25 protein-coding genes are annotated in these 11,697 nt (G+C 38.4%); all 25 read right to left on the bottom strand.

The features are described from left to right. Nucleotides 1-10 precede the first annotated feature (10 nt). The 25 genes from rpsD to rplW all read right to left on the bottom strand — a co-directional run bounded on the left by rpsD (nt 11) and on the right by rplW (nt 11,691). Nucleotides 11-616, bottom strand: coding sequence for a 30S ribosomal protein S4 (gene rpsD / locus Cop2CBH44_RS10405; RefSeq protein ID WP_021929219.1), 606 nt, complete (start codon nt 614-616; stop codon nt 11-13). 118 nt (nt 617-734) lie between these two features. Next, on the bottom strand, nt 735-1,124 hold the full coding sequence (gene rpsK, locus Cop2CBH44_RS10410; RefSeq protein WP_021929220.1) for a 30S ribosomal protein S11: 390 nt from the start codon (nt 1,122-1,124) through the stop codon (nt 735-737). Nucleotides 1,125-1,133: 9 nt separating this feature from the next. Next, entirely contained in the window at nt 1,134-1,514 is a 381-nt protein-coding gene (gene rpsM / locus Cop2CBH44_RS10415; protein WP_021929221.1) for a 30S ribosomal protein S13, read from the bottom strand. Nucleotides 1,515-1,547: 33 nt separating this feature from the next. Beyond that, a complete protein-coding gene (gene ykgO, locus Cop2CBH44_RS10420) occupies nt 1,548-1,664 on the bottom strand; it encodes a type B 50S ribosomal protein L36 (protein WP_009318522.1) in 117 nt (38 codons plus the stop codon). Between the two features lie 11 nt (nt 1,665-1,675). Beyond that, nucleotides 1,676-1,894, bottom strand: a complete 219-nt coding sequence (gene infA / locus Cop2CBH44_RS10425) for a translation initiation factor IF-1 (RefSeq protein WP_005634776.1) — start codon at nt 1,892-1,894, stop codon at nt 1,676-1,678. 7 nt (nt 1,895-1,901) lie between these two features. Then, complete coding sequence (map, locus tag Cop2CBH44_RS10430; RefSeq protein WP_200754766.1) at nt 1,902-2,684, bottom strand: type I methionyl aminopeptidase; 783 nt, start codon at nt 2,682-2,684, stop codon at nt 1,902-1,904. Between the two features lie 21 nt (nt 2,685-2,705). Continuing rightward, nucleotides 2,706-4,037, bottom strand: a complete 1,332-nt coding sequence (gene secY / locus Cop2CBH44_RS10435; RefSeq protein WP_021929223.1) for a preprotein translocase subunit SecY — start codon at nt 4,035-4,037, stop codon at nt 2,706-2,708. Nucleotides 4,038-4,041: 4 nt separating this feature from the next. Beyond that, entirely contained in the window at nt 4,042-4,488 is a 447-nt protein-coding gene (gene rplO / locus Cop2CBH44_RS10440) for a 50S ribosomal protein L15 (RefSeq protein WP_021929224.1), read from the bottom strand. Between the two features lie 26 nt (nt 4,489-4,514). Continuing rightward, nucleotides 4,515-4,691 carry a 50S ribosomal protein L30 gene (gene rpmD, locus Cop2CBH44_RS10445; RefSeq protein ID WP_021929225.1) on the bottom strand — a complete coding sequence of 59 codons (177 nt, stop codon included), beginning with the start codon at nt 4,689-4,691 and terminating at the stop codon, nt 4,515-4,517. Nucleotides 4,692-4,706: 15 nt separating this feature from the next. Continuing rightward, a complete protein-coding gene (gene rpsE, locus Cop2CBH44_RS10450; RefSeq protein ID WP_021929226.1) occupies nt 4,707-5,225 on the bottom strand; it encodes a 30S ribosomal protein S5 in 519 nt (172 codons plus the stop codon). A 5-nt stretch (nt 5,226-5,230) separates the two neighbouring features. Next, the gene (gene rplR, locus Cop2CBH44_RS10455) at nt 5,231-5,569 is read right to left on the bottom strand and encodes a 50S ribosomal protein L18 (protein ID WP_021929227.1); all 339 of its coding nucleotides are present in this window, start codon (nt 5,567-5,569) and stop codon (nt 5,231-5,233) included. A gap of 21 nt (nt 5,570-5,590) precedes the next feature. Beyond that, nucleotides 5,591-6,145: a 50S ribosomal protein L6 gene (gene rplF / locus Cop2CBH44_RS10460; RefSeq protein ID WP_200754767.1), complete on the bottom strand. Its 555-nt coding sequence runs from the start codon at nt 6,143-6,145 to the stop codon at nt 5,591-5,593. A gap of 15 nt (nt 6,146-6,160) precedes the next feature. Further along, complete coding sequence (gene rpsH, locus Cop2CBH44_RS10465) at nt 6,161-6,556, bottom strand: 30S ribosomal protein S8 (protein ID WP_021929229.1); 396 nt, start codon at nt 6,554-6,556, stop codon at nt 6,161-6,163. A gap of 59 nt (nt 6,557-6,615) precedes the next feature. After that, nucleotides 6,616-6,885 carry a 30S ribosomal protein S14 gene (gene rpsN, locus Cop2CBH44_RS10470; RefSeq protein ID WP_021929230.1) on the bottom strand — a complete coding sequence of 90 codons (270 nt, stop codon included), beginning with the start codon at nt 6,883-6,885 and terminating at the stop codon, nt 6,616-6,618. 3 nt (nt 6,886-6,888) lie between these two features. Further along, nucleotides 6,889-7,446, bottom strand: coding sequence for a 50S ribosomal protein L5 (gene rplE / locus Cop2CBH44_RS10475; protein ID WP_021929231.1), 558 nt, complete (start codon nt 7,444-7,446; stop codon nt 6,889-6,891). Beyond that, the gene (gene rplX, locus Cop2CBH44_RS10480) at nt 7,446-7,766 is read right to left on the bottom strand and encodes a 50S ribosomal protein L24 (protein WP_021929232.1); all 321 of its coding nucleotides are present in this window, start codon (nt 7,764-7,766) and stop codon (nt 7,446-7,448) included. Before rplX ends, rplE begins: the two co-directional genes overlap by 1 nt. A 20-nt stretch (nt 7,767-7,786) precedes the next feature. Continuing rightward, nucleotides 7,787-8,152, bottom strand: coding sequence for a 50S ribosomal protein L14 (gene rplN / locus Cop2CBH44_RS10485; RefSeq protein WP_021929233.1), 366 nt, complete (start codon nt 8,150-8,152; stop codon nt 7,787-7,789). A 2-nt stretch (nt 8,153-8,154) separates the two neighbouring features. Then, nucleotides 8,155-8,412: a 30S ribosomal protein S17 gene (rpsQ, locus tag Cop2CBH44_RS10490; RefSeq protein WP_021929234.1), complete on the bottom strand. Its 258-nt coding sequence runs from the start codon at nt 8,410-8,412 to the stop codon at nt 8,155-8,157. A 16-nt stretch (nt 8,413-8,428) separates the two neighbouring features. Further along, nucleotides 8,429-8,623, bottom strand: a complete 195-nt coding sequence (gene rpmC / locus Cop2CBH44_RS10495) for a 50S ribosomal protein L29 (RefSeq protein ID WP_021929235.1) — start codon at nt 8,621-8,623, stop codon at nt 8,429-8,431. A gap of 7 nt (nt 8,624-8,630) precedes the next feature. Continuing rightward, nucleotides 8,631-9,062, bottom strand: coding sequence for a 50S ribosomal protein L16 (rplP, locus tag Cop2CBH44_RS10500; RefSeq protein ID WP_021929236.1), 432 nt, complete (start codon nt 9,060-9,062; stop codon nt 8,631-8,633). 27 nt (nt 9,063-9,089) lie between these two features. Beyond that, a complete protein-coding gene (gene rpsC / locus Cop2CBH44_RS10505; protein WP_021929237.1) occupies nt 9,090-9,815 on the bottom strand; it encodes a 30S ribosomal protein S3 in 726 nt (241 codons plus the stop codon). Between the two features lie 5 nt (nt 9,816-9,820). Beyond that, complete coding sequence (gene rplV / locus Cop2CBH44_RS10510; RefSeq protein ID WP_021929238.1) at nt 9,821-10,231, bottom strand: 50S ribosomal protein L22; 411 nt, start codon at nt 10,229-10,231, stop codon at nt 9,821-9,823. A 48-nt stretch (nt 10,232-10,279) separates the two neighbouring features. Continuing rightward, a complete protein-coding gene (gene rpsS / locus Cop2CBH44_RS10515; RefSeq protein WP_021929239.1) occupies nt 10,280-10,549 on the bottom strand; it encodes a 30S ribosomal protein S19 in 270 nt (89 codons plus the stop codon). A 19-nt stretch (nt 10,550-10,568) separates the two neighbouring features. Continuing rightward, nucleotides 10,569-11,393 carry a 50S ribosomal protein L2 gene (rplB, locus tag Cop2CBH44_RS10520; RefSeq protein WP_021929240.1) on the bottom strand — a complete coding sequence of 275 codons (825 nt, stop codon included), beginning with the start codon at nt 11,391-11,393 and terminating at the stop codon, nt 10,569-10,571. A gap of 7 nt (nt 11,394-11,400) precedes the next feature. Next, complete coding sequence (gene rplW / locus Cop2CBH44_RS10525; protein WP_021929241.1) at nt 11,401-11,691, bottom strand: 50S ribosomal protein L23; 291 nt, start codon at nt 11,689-11,691, stop codon at nt 11,401-11,403. Nucleotides 11,692-11,697 lie beyond the last annotated feature (6 nt).

Consider the following 11,697-nt stretch of genomic DNA (forward strand, 5'->3'; position numbering starts at 1 on the left):
GAATCAATTATTATTTAGAATACAATTCTACGATCAACTGTTCTTTGATGTTTTCAGGAATGTCTGCTCTTTCTGGTAAATGTAAAAACTTACCACTCACCGAGTTCTGGTCCCATTCAATCCAAGGATATTTACTATGATTGAAACCAGAAAGTGCATCAGCAATTACTTCAAGAGATTTTGCTTTCTCACGAACTCCAATAATCTGACCCGGTTTTACCGAATAAGAAGGAATATTCACAACTTTACCATCGACAACAATGTGCCTATGTGAAACCAATTGACGGGCAGCGGCTCTTGTAGGAGCGATTCCCATACGGAAAACCACATTGTCCAAACGTGCCTCAAGAAGCTGAAGTAATACTTCACCTTTGATACCTTTGGTACGAGATGCTTTTTCAAATAAATTACGGAATTGTTTTTCTAATACTCCGTAAGTATATTTTGCTTTTTGCTTCTCACGAAGCTGAATACCATATTCAGAAGTTTTTCTTCTTTTATTTGCTCCATGTTGTCCAGGAGGGTAATTTTTTTTCGATAGAACCTTATCAGCACCGAAAATAGCCTCACCGAATTTACGAGCGATTTTTGTTTTAGGTCCGGTATATCTTGCCATTTCTAAATTTTTTTAAATTTATAAATTATGGAACCCGGAATAGTGCAGCCGCGATTGCAGAGAGGAGAGAAATTGCAATCTATTCACAATTCTAGATTCACCAGTTTCAAAAGAAAAATTAAACTCTTCTTCTTTTAGGAGGACGACATCCATTATGTGGAAGCGGAGTAACATCTATAATTTCAGTTACCTCAATACCGGCACCATGAACGGTTCTAATCGCCGATTCACGACCATTACCCGGTCCCTTCACATAAGCTTTTACTTTTCTCAATCCGAGGTCATAGGCTACTTTAGCACAATCCTGAGCGGCCATCTGAGCAGCATACGGAGTATTTTTCTTTGAACCTCTAAATCCCATCTTACCAGCAGAAGACCAAGAAATAACCTGACCTTCACTATTGGCAAGCGATACAATAATGTTATTGAACGAAGAATGGACATGCATTTGGCCAATAGCATCAACCTTAACATTTCTCTTCTTTGCTGCGACTGTCTTTTTTGCCATACTTAATTATTATTTAGTAGCTTTTTTCTTGTTAGCAACTGTTTTCTTTCTACCCTTACGTGTACGGGCGTTATTTTTTGTACTCTGACCTCTCACAGGCAGGCCATTACGATGACGGATACCACGGTAACAGCCAATATCCATAAGGCGCTTAATGTTAAGCTGCACTTCTGAACGAAGGTCACCTTCTACTTTGTATTCTGCACCAATAATTTCTCGCACTTTTGCGGCTTGTTCATCGGTCCAGTCCTTCACTTTAATATCTTTATCAATACCGGCTTTTTCCAAAATGGTATTTGATGCACTCCGACCTATTCCATAGATATAGGTCAATGCTATTTCGCCTCTTTTATTTTGCGGCAAGTCTACTCCAACTATTCTTATAGCCATATAATAGAAAAATTATTTTGCAAAAATAATAAATTATCCTTGACGTTGTTTATACTTAGGATTTTTCTTGTTAATAATATACAAGCGGCCATTTCTTCTAACGATTTTGCAATCGGGCGTACGCTTTTTTAATGATGCTCTTACTTTCATATCTTTTTGTATTATTTATATCTAAAAGCAATTCTTCCTTTGGATAAATCATAGGGGGACATTTCTACTCTTACTTTGTCACCAGGGAGAATCTTAATATAATGCATTCTCATTTTACCTGAAATATGAGCAGTAATCTCATGTCCATTTTCTAATTCTACTCTGAACATGGCATTTGATAATGCCTCTACTATTACACCATCTTGTTCTATTGCTGATTGTTTTGCCATATAAAAATTAAATTGATTTATCTCCTAAAACTTCTTCTACAAACTGGAACGAAGACAAAATATCGGCTTTTTCCTCACGAATAGCAACCGTATGCTCAAAATGTGCCGACGGCTTACGATCACGAGTACGAGTTGTCCACCCGTCCCGTTCAACAATAATATTACGTGATCCCAAATTTATCATTGGCTCTATCGCAATACACATTCCCTTTTTTAAAAGAGGACCGCATCCACGACGTCCATAATTAGGGACCTCCGGATCCTCATGAAGTCTTTTACCAATACCATGCCCACAAAGCTCTCGAACAACACTATAACCTTTATGCTCACAATACATTTGTATTGTATGGCTAATATCTCCAATACGCTTTCCTTCAACAGCTTGCTCTATTCCGAGATAGAGTGATTCTTTTGTTGTCTTCAACAAGCGACGAATTTCATCAGTAACATCTCCTACACAAAACGTATAGGCAGAATCTCCATTGAAACCATTCTTTATAACACCGCAATCTACTGAAACTACATCTCCTTCTCTAAGTTCGTAATTTGAAGGTATGCCGTGCACCACTTGCTCATTGACAGAAATACATAAAGAATTAGGAAATCCCCCATAACCAAGAAAACCAGGAATTGCATTATGATCCCTAATAAATTCTTCGGCTATTTTATCAAGTTTCAACGTTGTAATCCCCGGAATTATCCATTTGGCAATTTCACCAAGCGTCATTCCTACTAAGAGATTACTTTCACGCATCAACTCTATTTCGTCATCTGTCTTAAGATAAATCATTACCTATAAATCTTCAATATATCAATATGCGGCAATCGAACCAGTACGCCCTTTAATCTTTCCAGATTTAAGAAGACCGTCGTAATGGCGCATCATCAAATGGCTTTCAATCTGTTGTAATGTATCGAGAACGACACCCACAAGAATGAGCAAAGATGTACCTCCAAAAAATTGTGAAAATTCAGCGCTAATTCCTGCAATTTGTGCAAAAGCTGGCATAATAGCAACAATCGCAAGGAAAATTGAACCTGGCAAAGTAATACGAGACATAATAGAGTCGAGATACGATGCAGTTTGTTTCCCCGGCTTTATTCCCGGAATGAAACCATTATTACGTTTCATATCTTCTGCCATTTGTGTAGGTTGTACTGTAATTGCAGTATAAAAATAGGTAAATACAATAATTAAAAATGCAAAGACAAAATTATACCAGAATCCAGTATTGGTCATAAACGAACGCATAAATGCACTCGTTGCATTATCTGTAGAAAAACCTACCAAAGTAATAGGAATAAACATAATAGCTTGGGCAAAAATAATAGGCATTACTCCAGCAGTATTAACTTTCAAAGGTATATACTGTCTTGCTCCACCATACTGTTTATTTCCAACTACACGTTTTGCATACTGCACAGGCACCTTACGAGTACCTTGCACCAACAAAATAGAAGCTGAAATCACAAATAATAAGAAAACAATCTCAGCAAGAAACATAACTAAACCTCCAGATGTAGTAGCTGTGCGCATAATAAATTCTTGCACAAAAGCTTGCGGAAGACGAGCAATGATACCTACCAAGATAATAAACGAAATACCGTTACCGATACCTCTGTCGGTGATGCGTTCACCCAACCACATAATAAACATACTGCCAGCGGCAAGTATTATTGTAGAAGAAACTATAAACATAAAATCTGCCGGGAAAGCTCCTTGCATCTGAACTCTTAGATTAACCAGATAAGAAGGACCTTGAATCAACAGAATAGCGACAGTAAGATAACGAGTATACTGATTAAGTTTGCGCCGACCACTCTCTCCTTCACGCTGAAGCTTCTGAAAATGTGGAAGAGCCATACCTAATAACTGGATAACAATCGAAGCGGAGATATAAGGCATAATACCCAATGCAAAAATAGAAGCATTAGAGAATGCACCTCCCGAAAACATATCCAATAACTGCATCAAACCACCACGAGTCTGGTTTTGCAATTGGGTTAAAAACTGCGGATCGATACCCGGAAGTACAACATAACTTCCTGCTCGGTACACCATCACGAAAAGAATGGTAGTGAGAATCCGATTCCTCAGATCCTCAATCTTCCATATGTTTTTTATAGTTTCTATTGCTCTCATGGGGTTAGAGTTTAACTACGGTTCCACCTGCGGCAACAATAGCAGCTTCGGCTGTCTTAGAGAAAGCATGAGCAGATACCTCTAATTTAGACGAAATTGCACCTTTACCAAGAATTTTCACCAACTGAGTACTAGAAATAAAACCAGCCTCAATCAAGTTTTCAATACCTACCTTTTCAAGGTTTTTAGCAGTAGCCAAAGCTTGAATAGTCTCTATATTGATTGCTTTATATTCTACACGGTTAATATTCTTAAAACCAAATTTCGGAACACGACGTTGCAAAGGCATTTGTCCACCTTCAAAACCGATTTTCTTTGAATATCCCGATCTTGATTTGGCCCCTTTATGACCTCTTGTAGATGTTCCCCCTAAACCAGAACCCGGACCCCGTCCGATTCTTTTTCTTGCCTTGGTAGAACCTGCTACAGGTTTTAAATTACTCAAATCCATATTACTACTTTTTTTCAATCAATGAATTACTCTACTACTACAACTAAATGTTTCACCTTTTCTACCATTCCCAAAATTTGAGGAGTAGCAGTATGCTCAACAATCTGATTCATTTTTCTCAAACCAAGAGCATCTAGGGTTCTTTTCTGAACAGCAGGACATTTAATTCTACTTCTTACTTGTTTGATCTTAATTGTTTCCATATATCCAGCCTTTCATTAACCTTTAAATACTTTTTCCAATGCTACACCACGATTTTGTGCTACGGTATAAGCATCTCTCAATTCACTTAAAGCAGCCATAGTTGCTTTTACAAGATTATGAGGATTAGACGAACCTTTAGATTTTGCAAGTACATCAGTTACTCCAACACTTTCAAGTACAGCACGCATAGCACCACCTGCTTTCACTCCGGTACCATGAGAAGCCGGTTTGATATATACCAATGCCCCCCCAAATTTAGCAAGTTGCTCATGAGGAATTGTTCCTTTACGAACCGGAACTTGAATTAAGTTTTTCTTAGCAGCTTCCACACCTTTAGCAATTGCAGTTGTTACCTCACTAGCTTTACCTAATCCCCAACCTACAATGCCGTCTTCATTACCAACTACAACGATAGCAGAGAAACTAAAAGTACGTCCTCCCTTCGTTACTTTCGTTACACGATTAATAGCAACTAATCTATCTTTCAATTCTAAATCATTGGTCGATTTTACTCTATTACTTTTTCCTGCCATGTTCATTATAATTTAAGTCCACCGTTACGTGCGGCATCAGCTAATTCTTTAACTCGACCATGATATAAGTAACCATTACGATCAAATACGACAGCTGTAATACCTGCTTCTTGTGCTTTTTTAGCAATGAGTTCCCCAACTTGGGCAGCTTGTTCTTTCTTTGTACCTTCAAGGCCTTTAGAAGAAGCTGTAGCAAGAGTTTTTCCAGCTAAATCATCAATTAACTGCACATATATCTCTTTATTGCTTCTGAAAACGGTCATACGGGGACGTTCAGCAGAACCTGAAACTTTACCACGTATGCGGGTTTTAATCTTTAATCTTCTTTCTATTTTCGTTATCATGATTATACCTATTTACGTGAATTATTTAGCACCTGCTGATTTTCCCGATTTACGACGAATAATCTCACCAACGAACTTAATACCTTTTCCTTTATAAGGTTCAGGCTTACGGAAAGAGCGAATTTTTGAACAAACTTGCCCTATCAGTTGCTTATCGCATGATTCGAGAATGATTAACGGGTTTTTATTTCTTTCAGATTTGGTTTCCAATTTGATTTCTTTCGGCAATTTCAAATATATATTATGAGAATAGCCTAGAGATAGGTCAAGTACCTGTCCATTATTGGCAGCACGATAACCCACTCCCACGAGTTCCAACTCTTTCTTATATCCTTCAGAAACTCCTATTACCATATTGTTAATCAAAGAACGATATAAACCATGTAATGCACGGTGTTCTTTATCATCACTGGGTCTGCTAACGACAACATGTCCGTCAACAATTTCCACTTTAATGCCTCCAGTAACTGTCTGAGACATTTCCCCTTTAGGCCCTTTAACTTTAACTTCGTCTCCGTTAACCGTAACTGTTACACCTGCAGGTATATTTATGGGCAATTTTCCTATTCTTGACATAATTAAACCTCCTTTTTAGTAGATATAACATAATACTTCACCACCAATCATCATTTCACGGGCCTCTTTGTTTGTCATAACACCTTTAGAGGTAGAAAGAATAGCAATACCCAAGCCGTTCAAAACGCGAGGCATATCTTTATAACCAGTGTACTGACGTAAACCCGGAGTAGAAACCCGAATAAGTTTCTTGATTGCGTTTACTTTATTAACGGGGTCATACTTCAAGGCAATTTTTATTGTGCCACGAGGACCATCTTCTACAAACTTATAATTAAGAATGTAACCTTTATCGAAAAGGATTTTCGTGATTTCTTTTTTCAAGTTTGAGGCAGGCACTTCCACTACTCTATGTTGAGCTTTAATTGCATTTCTCAATCTTGTAAGATAATCTGCTATTGGATCTGTCATAAAAATAATTTGTTTAAATTGATCCGGCCTTCCGGACAATATTTAACACTAAAAATAATTTACCAGCTTGCTTTTTTTACACCCGGTATTAAGCCTGCCGATGCCATTTCACGAAATTGAATACGAGAAATTCCGAACTGACGGATATATCCCTTCGGACGTCCTGTCAATTTACAACGATTATGCAAACGTACAGGAGAAGCATTTTTAGGCAGCGACTGAAGAGCTACATAGTTACCTTCTGCCAAATATTGAGCTCTCTTGGCAGCATATTTAGCAACTAACTTAGCGCGTTTCACTTCGCGGGCTTTCATTGATTCTTTTGCCATATCTTAGTTCTTTTTTGCATTTTTAAAAGGTAAACCAAATTCCTTCAATAAGGCATACCCTTCTTCATCTGTCTCAGCAGATGTTACAAAGGTAATATTCATTCCCAAAATTTTAGTAATACTATCAATATTTATTTCAGGAAAAATAATTTGTTCTTGAACACCAAGCGTATAATTACCTCTTCCGTCAAGCTTTCCTTCGATACCCTTAAAGTCACGAATACGAGGTAAAGCCACACGTACAAGACGCTCAAGAAATTCATACATTCTTTCACGACGAAGAGTTACCATAACTCCAATCGGCATTTTTTTACGAAGCTTGAAGTTCGAAATATCTTTCTTGGAAAGAGTAGCAACAGCTTTCTGTCCTGTTATAGCAGTTAACTCATTAATAGCTGTTTCTATAATTTTTTTGTCAGCAACAGCTTGACCGAGTCCCTGATTGATCACAATCTTTTTCAGGACCGGAACCTGCATTACCGAGCTATATTTAAACTCTTTCATCAAAGCGGGAACGATTCTTTCTTTATAATCGTTTTTAAGACTTGCAGTATTGCTCATTACTTAATCTCCTCTCCTGATTTTTTTGAATAACGCACTAAAACACCCGCTTCGTTTCTTTTACGACCAATACGAGTAGGTTTATTACTCTTTGGATCGAGCACATTTAAGTTTGAAATGTGAATCGGGGCTTCCATTTTCACTATACCTCCTTGAGGATTCTTGGCATTAGGTTTGGTGTGCTTTGACACCATATTGATACCTTCTACGACAGCACGATTATCCTTTACAAGGACACGCAACACCCGGCCCGTTTTACCTTTATCTTCACCGGCATTAACGTATACAGTATCACCTTTTTTAATGTGTAATTTACTCATTAATTTTCTTTTTTATACTATTAAAGTACTTCCGGTGCTAATGAAACTATTTTCATATTCGTAGCACGTAATTCTCTCGCCACCGGTCCGAAAATACGACTACCTCTAATTTCCCCAGCCCCGTTCAACAATACACACGCGTTATCATCGAAACGAATATAGGATCCATCCTGACGACGGATTTCCTTCTTAGTACGCACGATAACAGCCTTAGATACGGCACCTTTTTTAATGTCACTAGATGGTATTACACTTTTAATAGCGACAACAATTACATCACCTACCGATGCATAGCGTCTTCCTGTACCACCTAAAACACGTATACAAAGTGCTTCTTTAGCACCACTGTTATCAGCGACTGTAAGTCTTGACTCTTGTTGTATCATAATTACTTAGCTCTTTCGATTATTTCAACTAATCTCCATCTTTTCATTTTGCTCAAAGGGCGAGTTTCCATCAACTTTACAGTATCACCAATGTTGCACTCGTTTTTTTCATCGTGAGCATGGTATTTTTTCGTTTTATTTACGAATTTACCATAAATAGGGTGCTTTTCCTTCCATTTAACCGCAACAGTAATGGTCTTATCCATTTTGTTACTAGTAACCACCCCGATTCTCTCTTTTCTTAAGTTTCTTGTTTCCATCAGGCTCAATTGGTTATTATTTGTTAAGTTCTCTTTGGCGCAACTCACTCTTCATGCGCGCAATCATCCTGCGGCTGTGTTTAATCTGAGCAGGATTATCTAGCGGAGAGATACTGTGATTGATTTCCATACGGTTCAATGCAACACCCTCAGCTTCTATTCTCTCTACCAATTCTTTAGTAGACAACTCTTTTATTTCTGCCTTTTTCATAACTTATTTACACATTTTGAGTTGCATCGTAGTCGCGTCTCACGACAAACTTAGTAGTCACCGGAAGTTTCTGGGCTGCCAGCCTCAATGCTTCTTTAGCGACATCAAAAGGCACACCCTCGACTTCAATAATAATTCTCCCAGGAGTAACAGGAGCCACAAAACCCTCAGGCGAACCTTTACCTTTACCCATACGTACCTCAGCCGGTTTTTTGGTAATAGGTTTATCTGGAAAAATTCTAATCCAGATTTGACCTTGACGTTGCATATAACGGGTAACAGCAATACGGGCAGCTTCAATCTGACGTCCTGTTATCCATTTTGTTTGCATACATTTTATACCAAAAGAACCGAAGGCTAACTGATTACCCCTCTGAGCGTATCCTTTCATACGCCCTTTCTGTTGTCTTCTGAATTTTGTCTTCTTCGGTTGTAACATTTTCTGTTAATTCAATTCGTTTAACGATTACTTTTTTTGTTTTTTGAAGCCTTTTTTGCTTCCATTTCCAGCGTTACCGCCACGTGATTCTTTAGAGTTGCTTACAAAAGAAGGTGCCAAATCTTTTTTGCCATAAATTTCACCACGGCAAATCCATACTTTAACGCCAATTAAACCGACTTTAGTAAGAGCTTCAACCAAAGCATAATCAATATCGGCACGCAATGTATGCAAAGGAGTACGACCTTCTTTATACATTTCAGAACGAGCCATTTCTGCTCCATTCAAACGACCGGATACCTGAACCTTGATACCTTCAGCACCCATACGCATCGTTGATGCGATAGCCATTTTCACAGCGCGACGATATGCAATTTTACCCTCAATCTGTCGGGCGATATTACTAGCAACAATTACAGCATCAAGTTCCGGTCTTTTTACTTCATAAATATTGATTTGAACATCTTTATCTGTAATTTTTTTCAACTCTTCTTTCAGCTTGTCAACTTCTTGTCCACCTTTGCCAATAATAATACCTGGACGCGCAGTGCATACAGTAATAGTAATCAGTTTCAGTGTACGTTCGATGACAATACGTGAAACACTTGCTTTTGCAAGACGGGCATTCAGATATTTACGAATTTTGGTATCTTCTACCAAAGTATCGCCATAATTTTTGCCGCCATACCAATTAGAATCCCACCCACGGATGATTCCCAAACGGTTACTTATCGGATTTACTTTCTGTCCCATCCTGCTTAATTTTGGTTATCGTTTTTACTCATTGTGTCAACAAACAAAGTTACATGATTTGAACGCTTGCGTATTCTGTAACCTCTTCCCTGAGGAGCCGGACGAAGTCTTTTTAACATAGCAGCTGCATCAACATAGATTGCTGAAATATAAAGTTCTCCGCTTTCGGCTTTACGTTCGTTTTTCTGCTCCCAATTGGCAATAGCCGAACGCAATAATTTTTCCAGTCTAGCCGAAGCCTCTTTCGATGAAAACTTAAGTACTCCCAAAGCTTTGAAAACTTCCATACCTCTCACCATATCTGCAACCAAACGCATTTTACGGGGAGAAGTCGGAACATTATTCAACTTAGCGAAATACATGGTTTTCAGGGCTTCTTTTCTTTTATCGGCTGATATTCTTTTTCTTGCACCCATTTTTAATTCTGTTTTTTATTCGAAATTTTCAAACTCCCGATTAGGCCCTTATTTCTTTTTGTTACCACCATGGCCACGGAAAATACGAGTTGGAGCAAACTCTCCCAACTTGTGACCTACCATGTTTTCAGTAACATATACGGGAATAAATTTATTACCATTGTGAACGGCAAAAGTATGACCTACGAAATCCGGAGATATCATAGAAGCTCTCGACCAGGTTTTAATAACAGACTTTTTGCCTGATTCTTCCATTGCCGAAACTTTCTTTTCCAGTTTCACACTGATATATGGGCCTTTTTTTAATGAACGACTCATAGTTGCTTAATTAATCAGATTACTTTTTCCTTCTTTCAATTATATACTTTGAAGAATGCTTCTTCGGAGCTCTGGTCTTAAGACCTTTTGCGTACAAGCCCTTACGCGATCTAGGATGTCCTCCAGAAGAACGTCCTTCACCACCACCCATTGGGTGATCAACAGGGTTCATAGATACACCACGGTTACGAGGACGACGACCTAACCAACGAGAACGACCAGCTTTGCCTGAACGTTCCAATGCATGATCAGAATTCCCTACACTACCAATGGTTGCTTTGCATGTAGCAAGAATCTTTCTAGTCTCACCTGAAGGTAATTTGATAATTGCATACTTTCCTTCTCTCGAAGTCAACTGAGCGAAAACTCCGGCTGAACGAACCAGTGCGGCTCCCTGTCCAGGACGCAATTCAATATTGTGGATTACAGTACCAATAGGTATATTCTGCAAAGGCAATGAATTTCCTACTTCAGGTGCAGCATTTTCTCCCGACAATACTTTTGCGCCAACTTCAAGGCCGTTGGGTGCAATAATGTAACGTTTTTCACCATCAGCATAATAAAGTAACGCAATACGAGACGAACGGTTAGGATCATACTCAATTGACTTTACTGTTGCTGGAACACCGTCTTTATTTCTCTTGAAATCGATAAATCTAAATTTACGTTTGTGACCACCACCAATGTAGCGCATTGTCAAATGCCCTTCATTATTACGACCACCCGATTTTCTTTTACCAACTACAAGAGACTTTTCTGGCGCACTAGCAGTGATTTTATCAAATGCACCAATAATTTTGTGTCTCTGCCCCGGTGTTGTGGGCTTTAATTTACGTACTGCCATTTCCTAATTAGATATTGCTATAAAAATCAATCGTTTCACCTTTTTTTAATGTAACCAAAGCTTTCTTGTATGCTGCAGTTTTACCTACAATCAGACCAGCTTTCGTATAGCGGCTTTTTCTCTTGCCTTTGTAGTTCATCGTATTCACGTCAACTACTGTTACATTATATAATTCTTCTACTGCCTTTTTTATTTGCAGCTTGTTCGCATCCGGACAAACGCGAAAGCCATAGCGATTAAGCTTATCGGCCATTGCAGTCATCTTTTCTGTAACAATCGGTTTAATAATTATTGCCATTATTTA

It is taken from the genome of Coprobacter secundus subsp. similis, assembly GCF_015097275.1.
In the GTDB taxonomy this organism is placed as follows: domain Bacteria; phylum Bacteroidota; class Bacteroidia; order Bacteroidales; family Coprobacteraceae; genus Coprobacter; species Coprobacter secundus.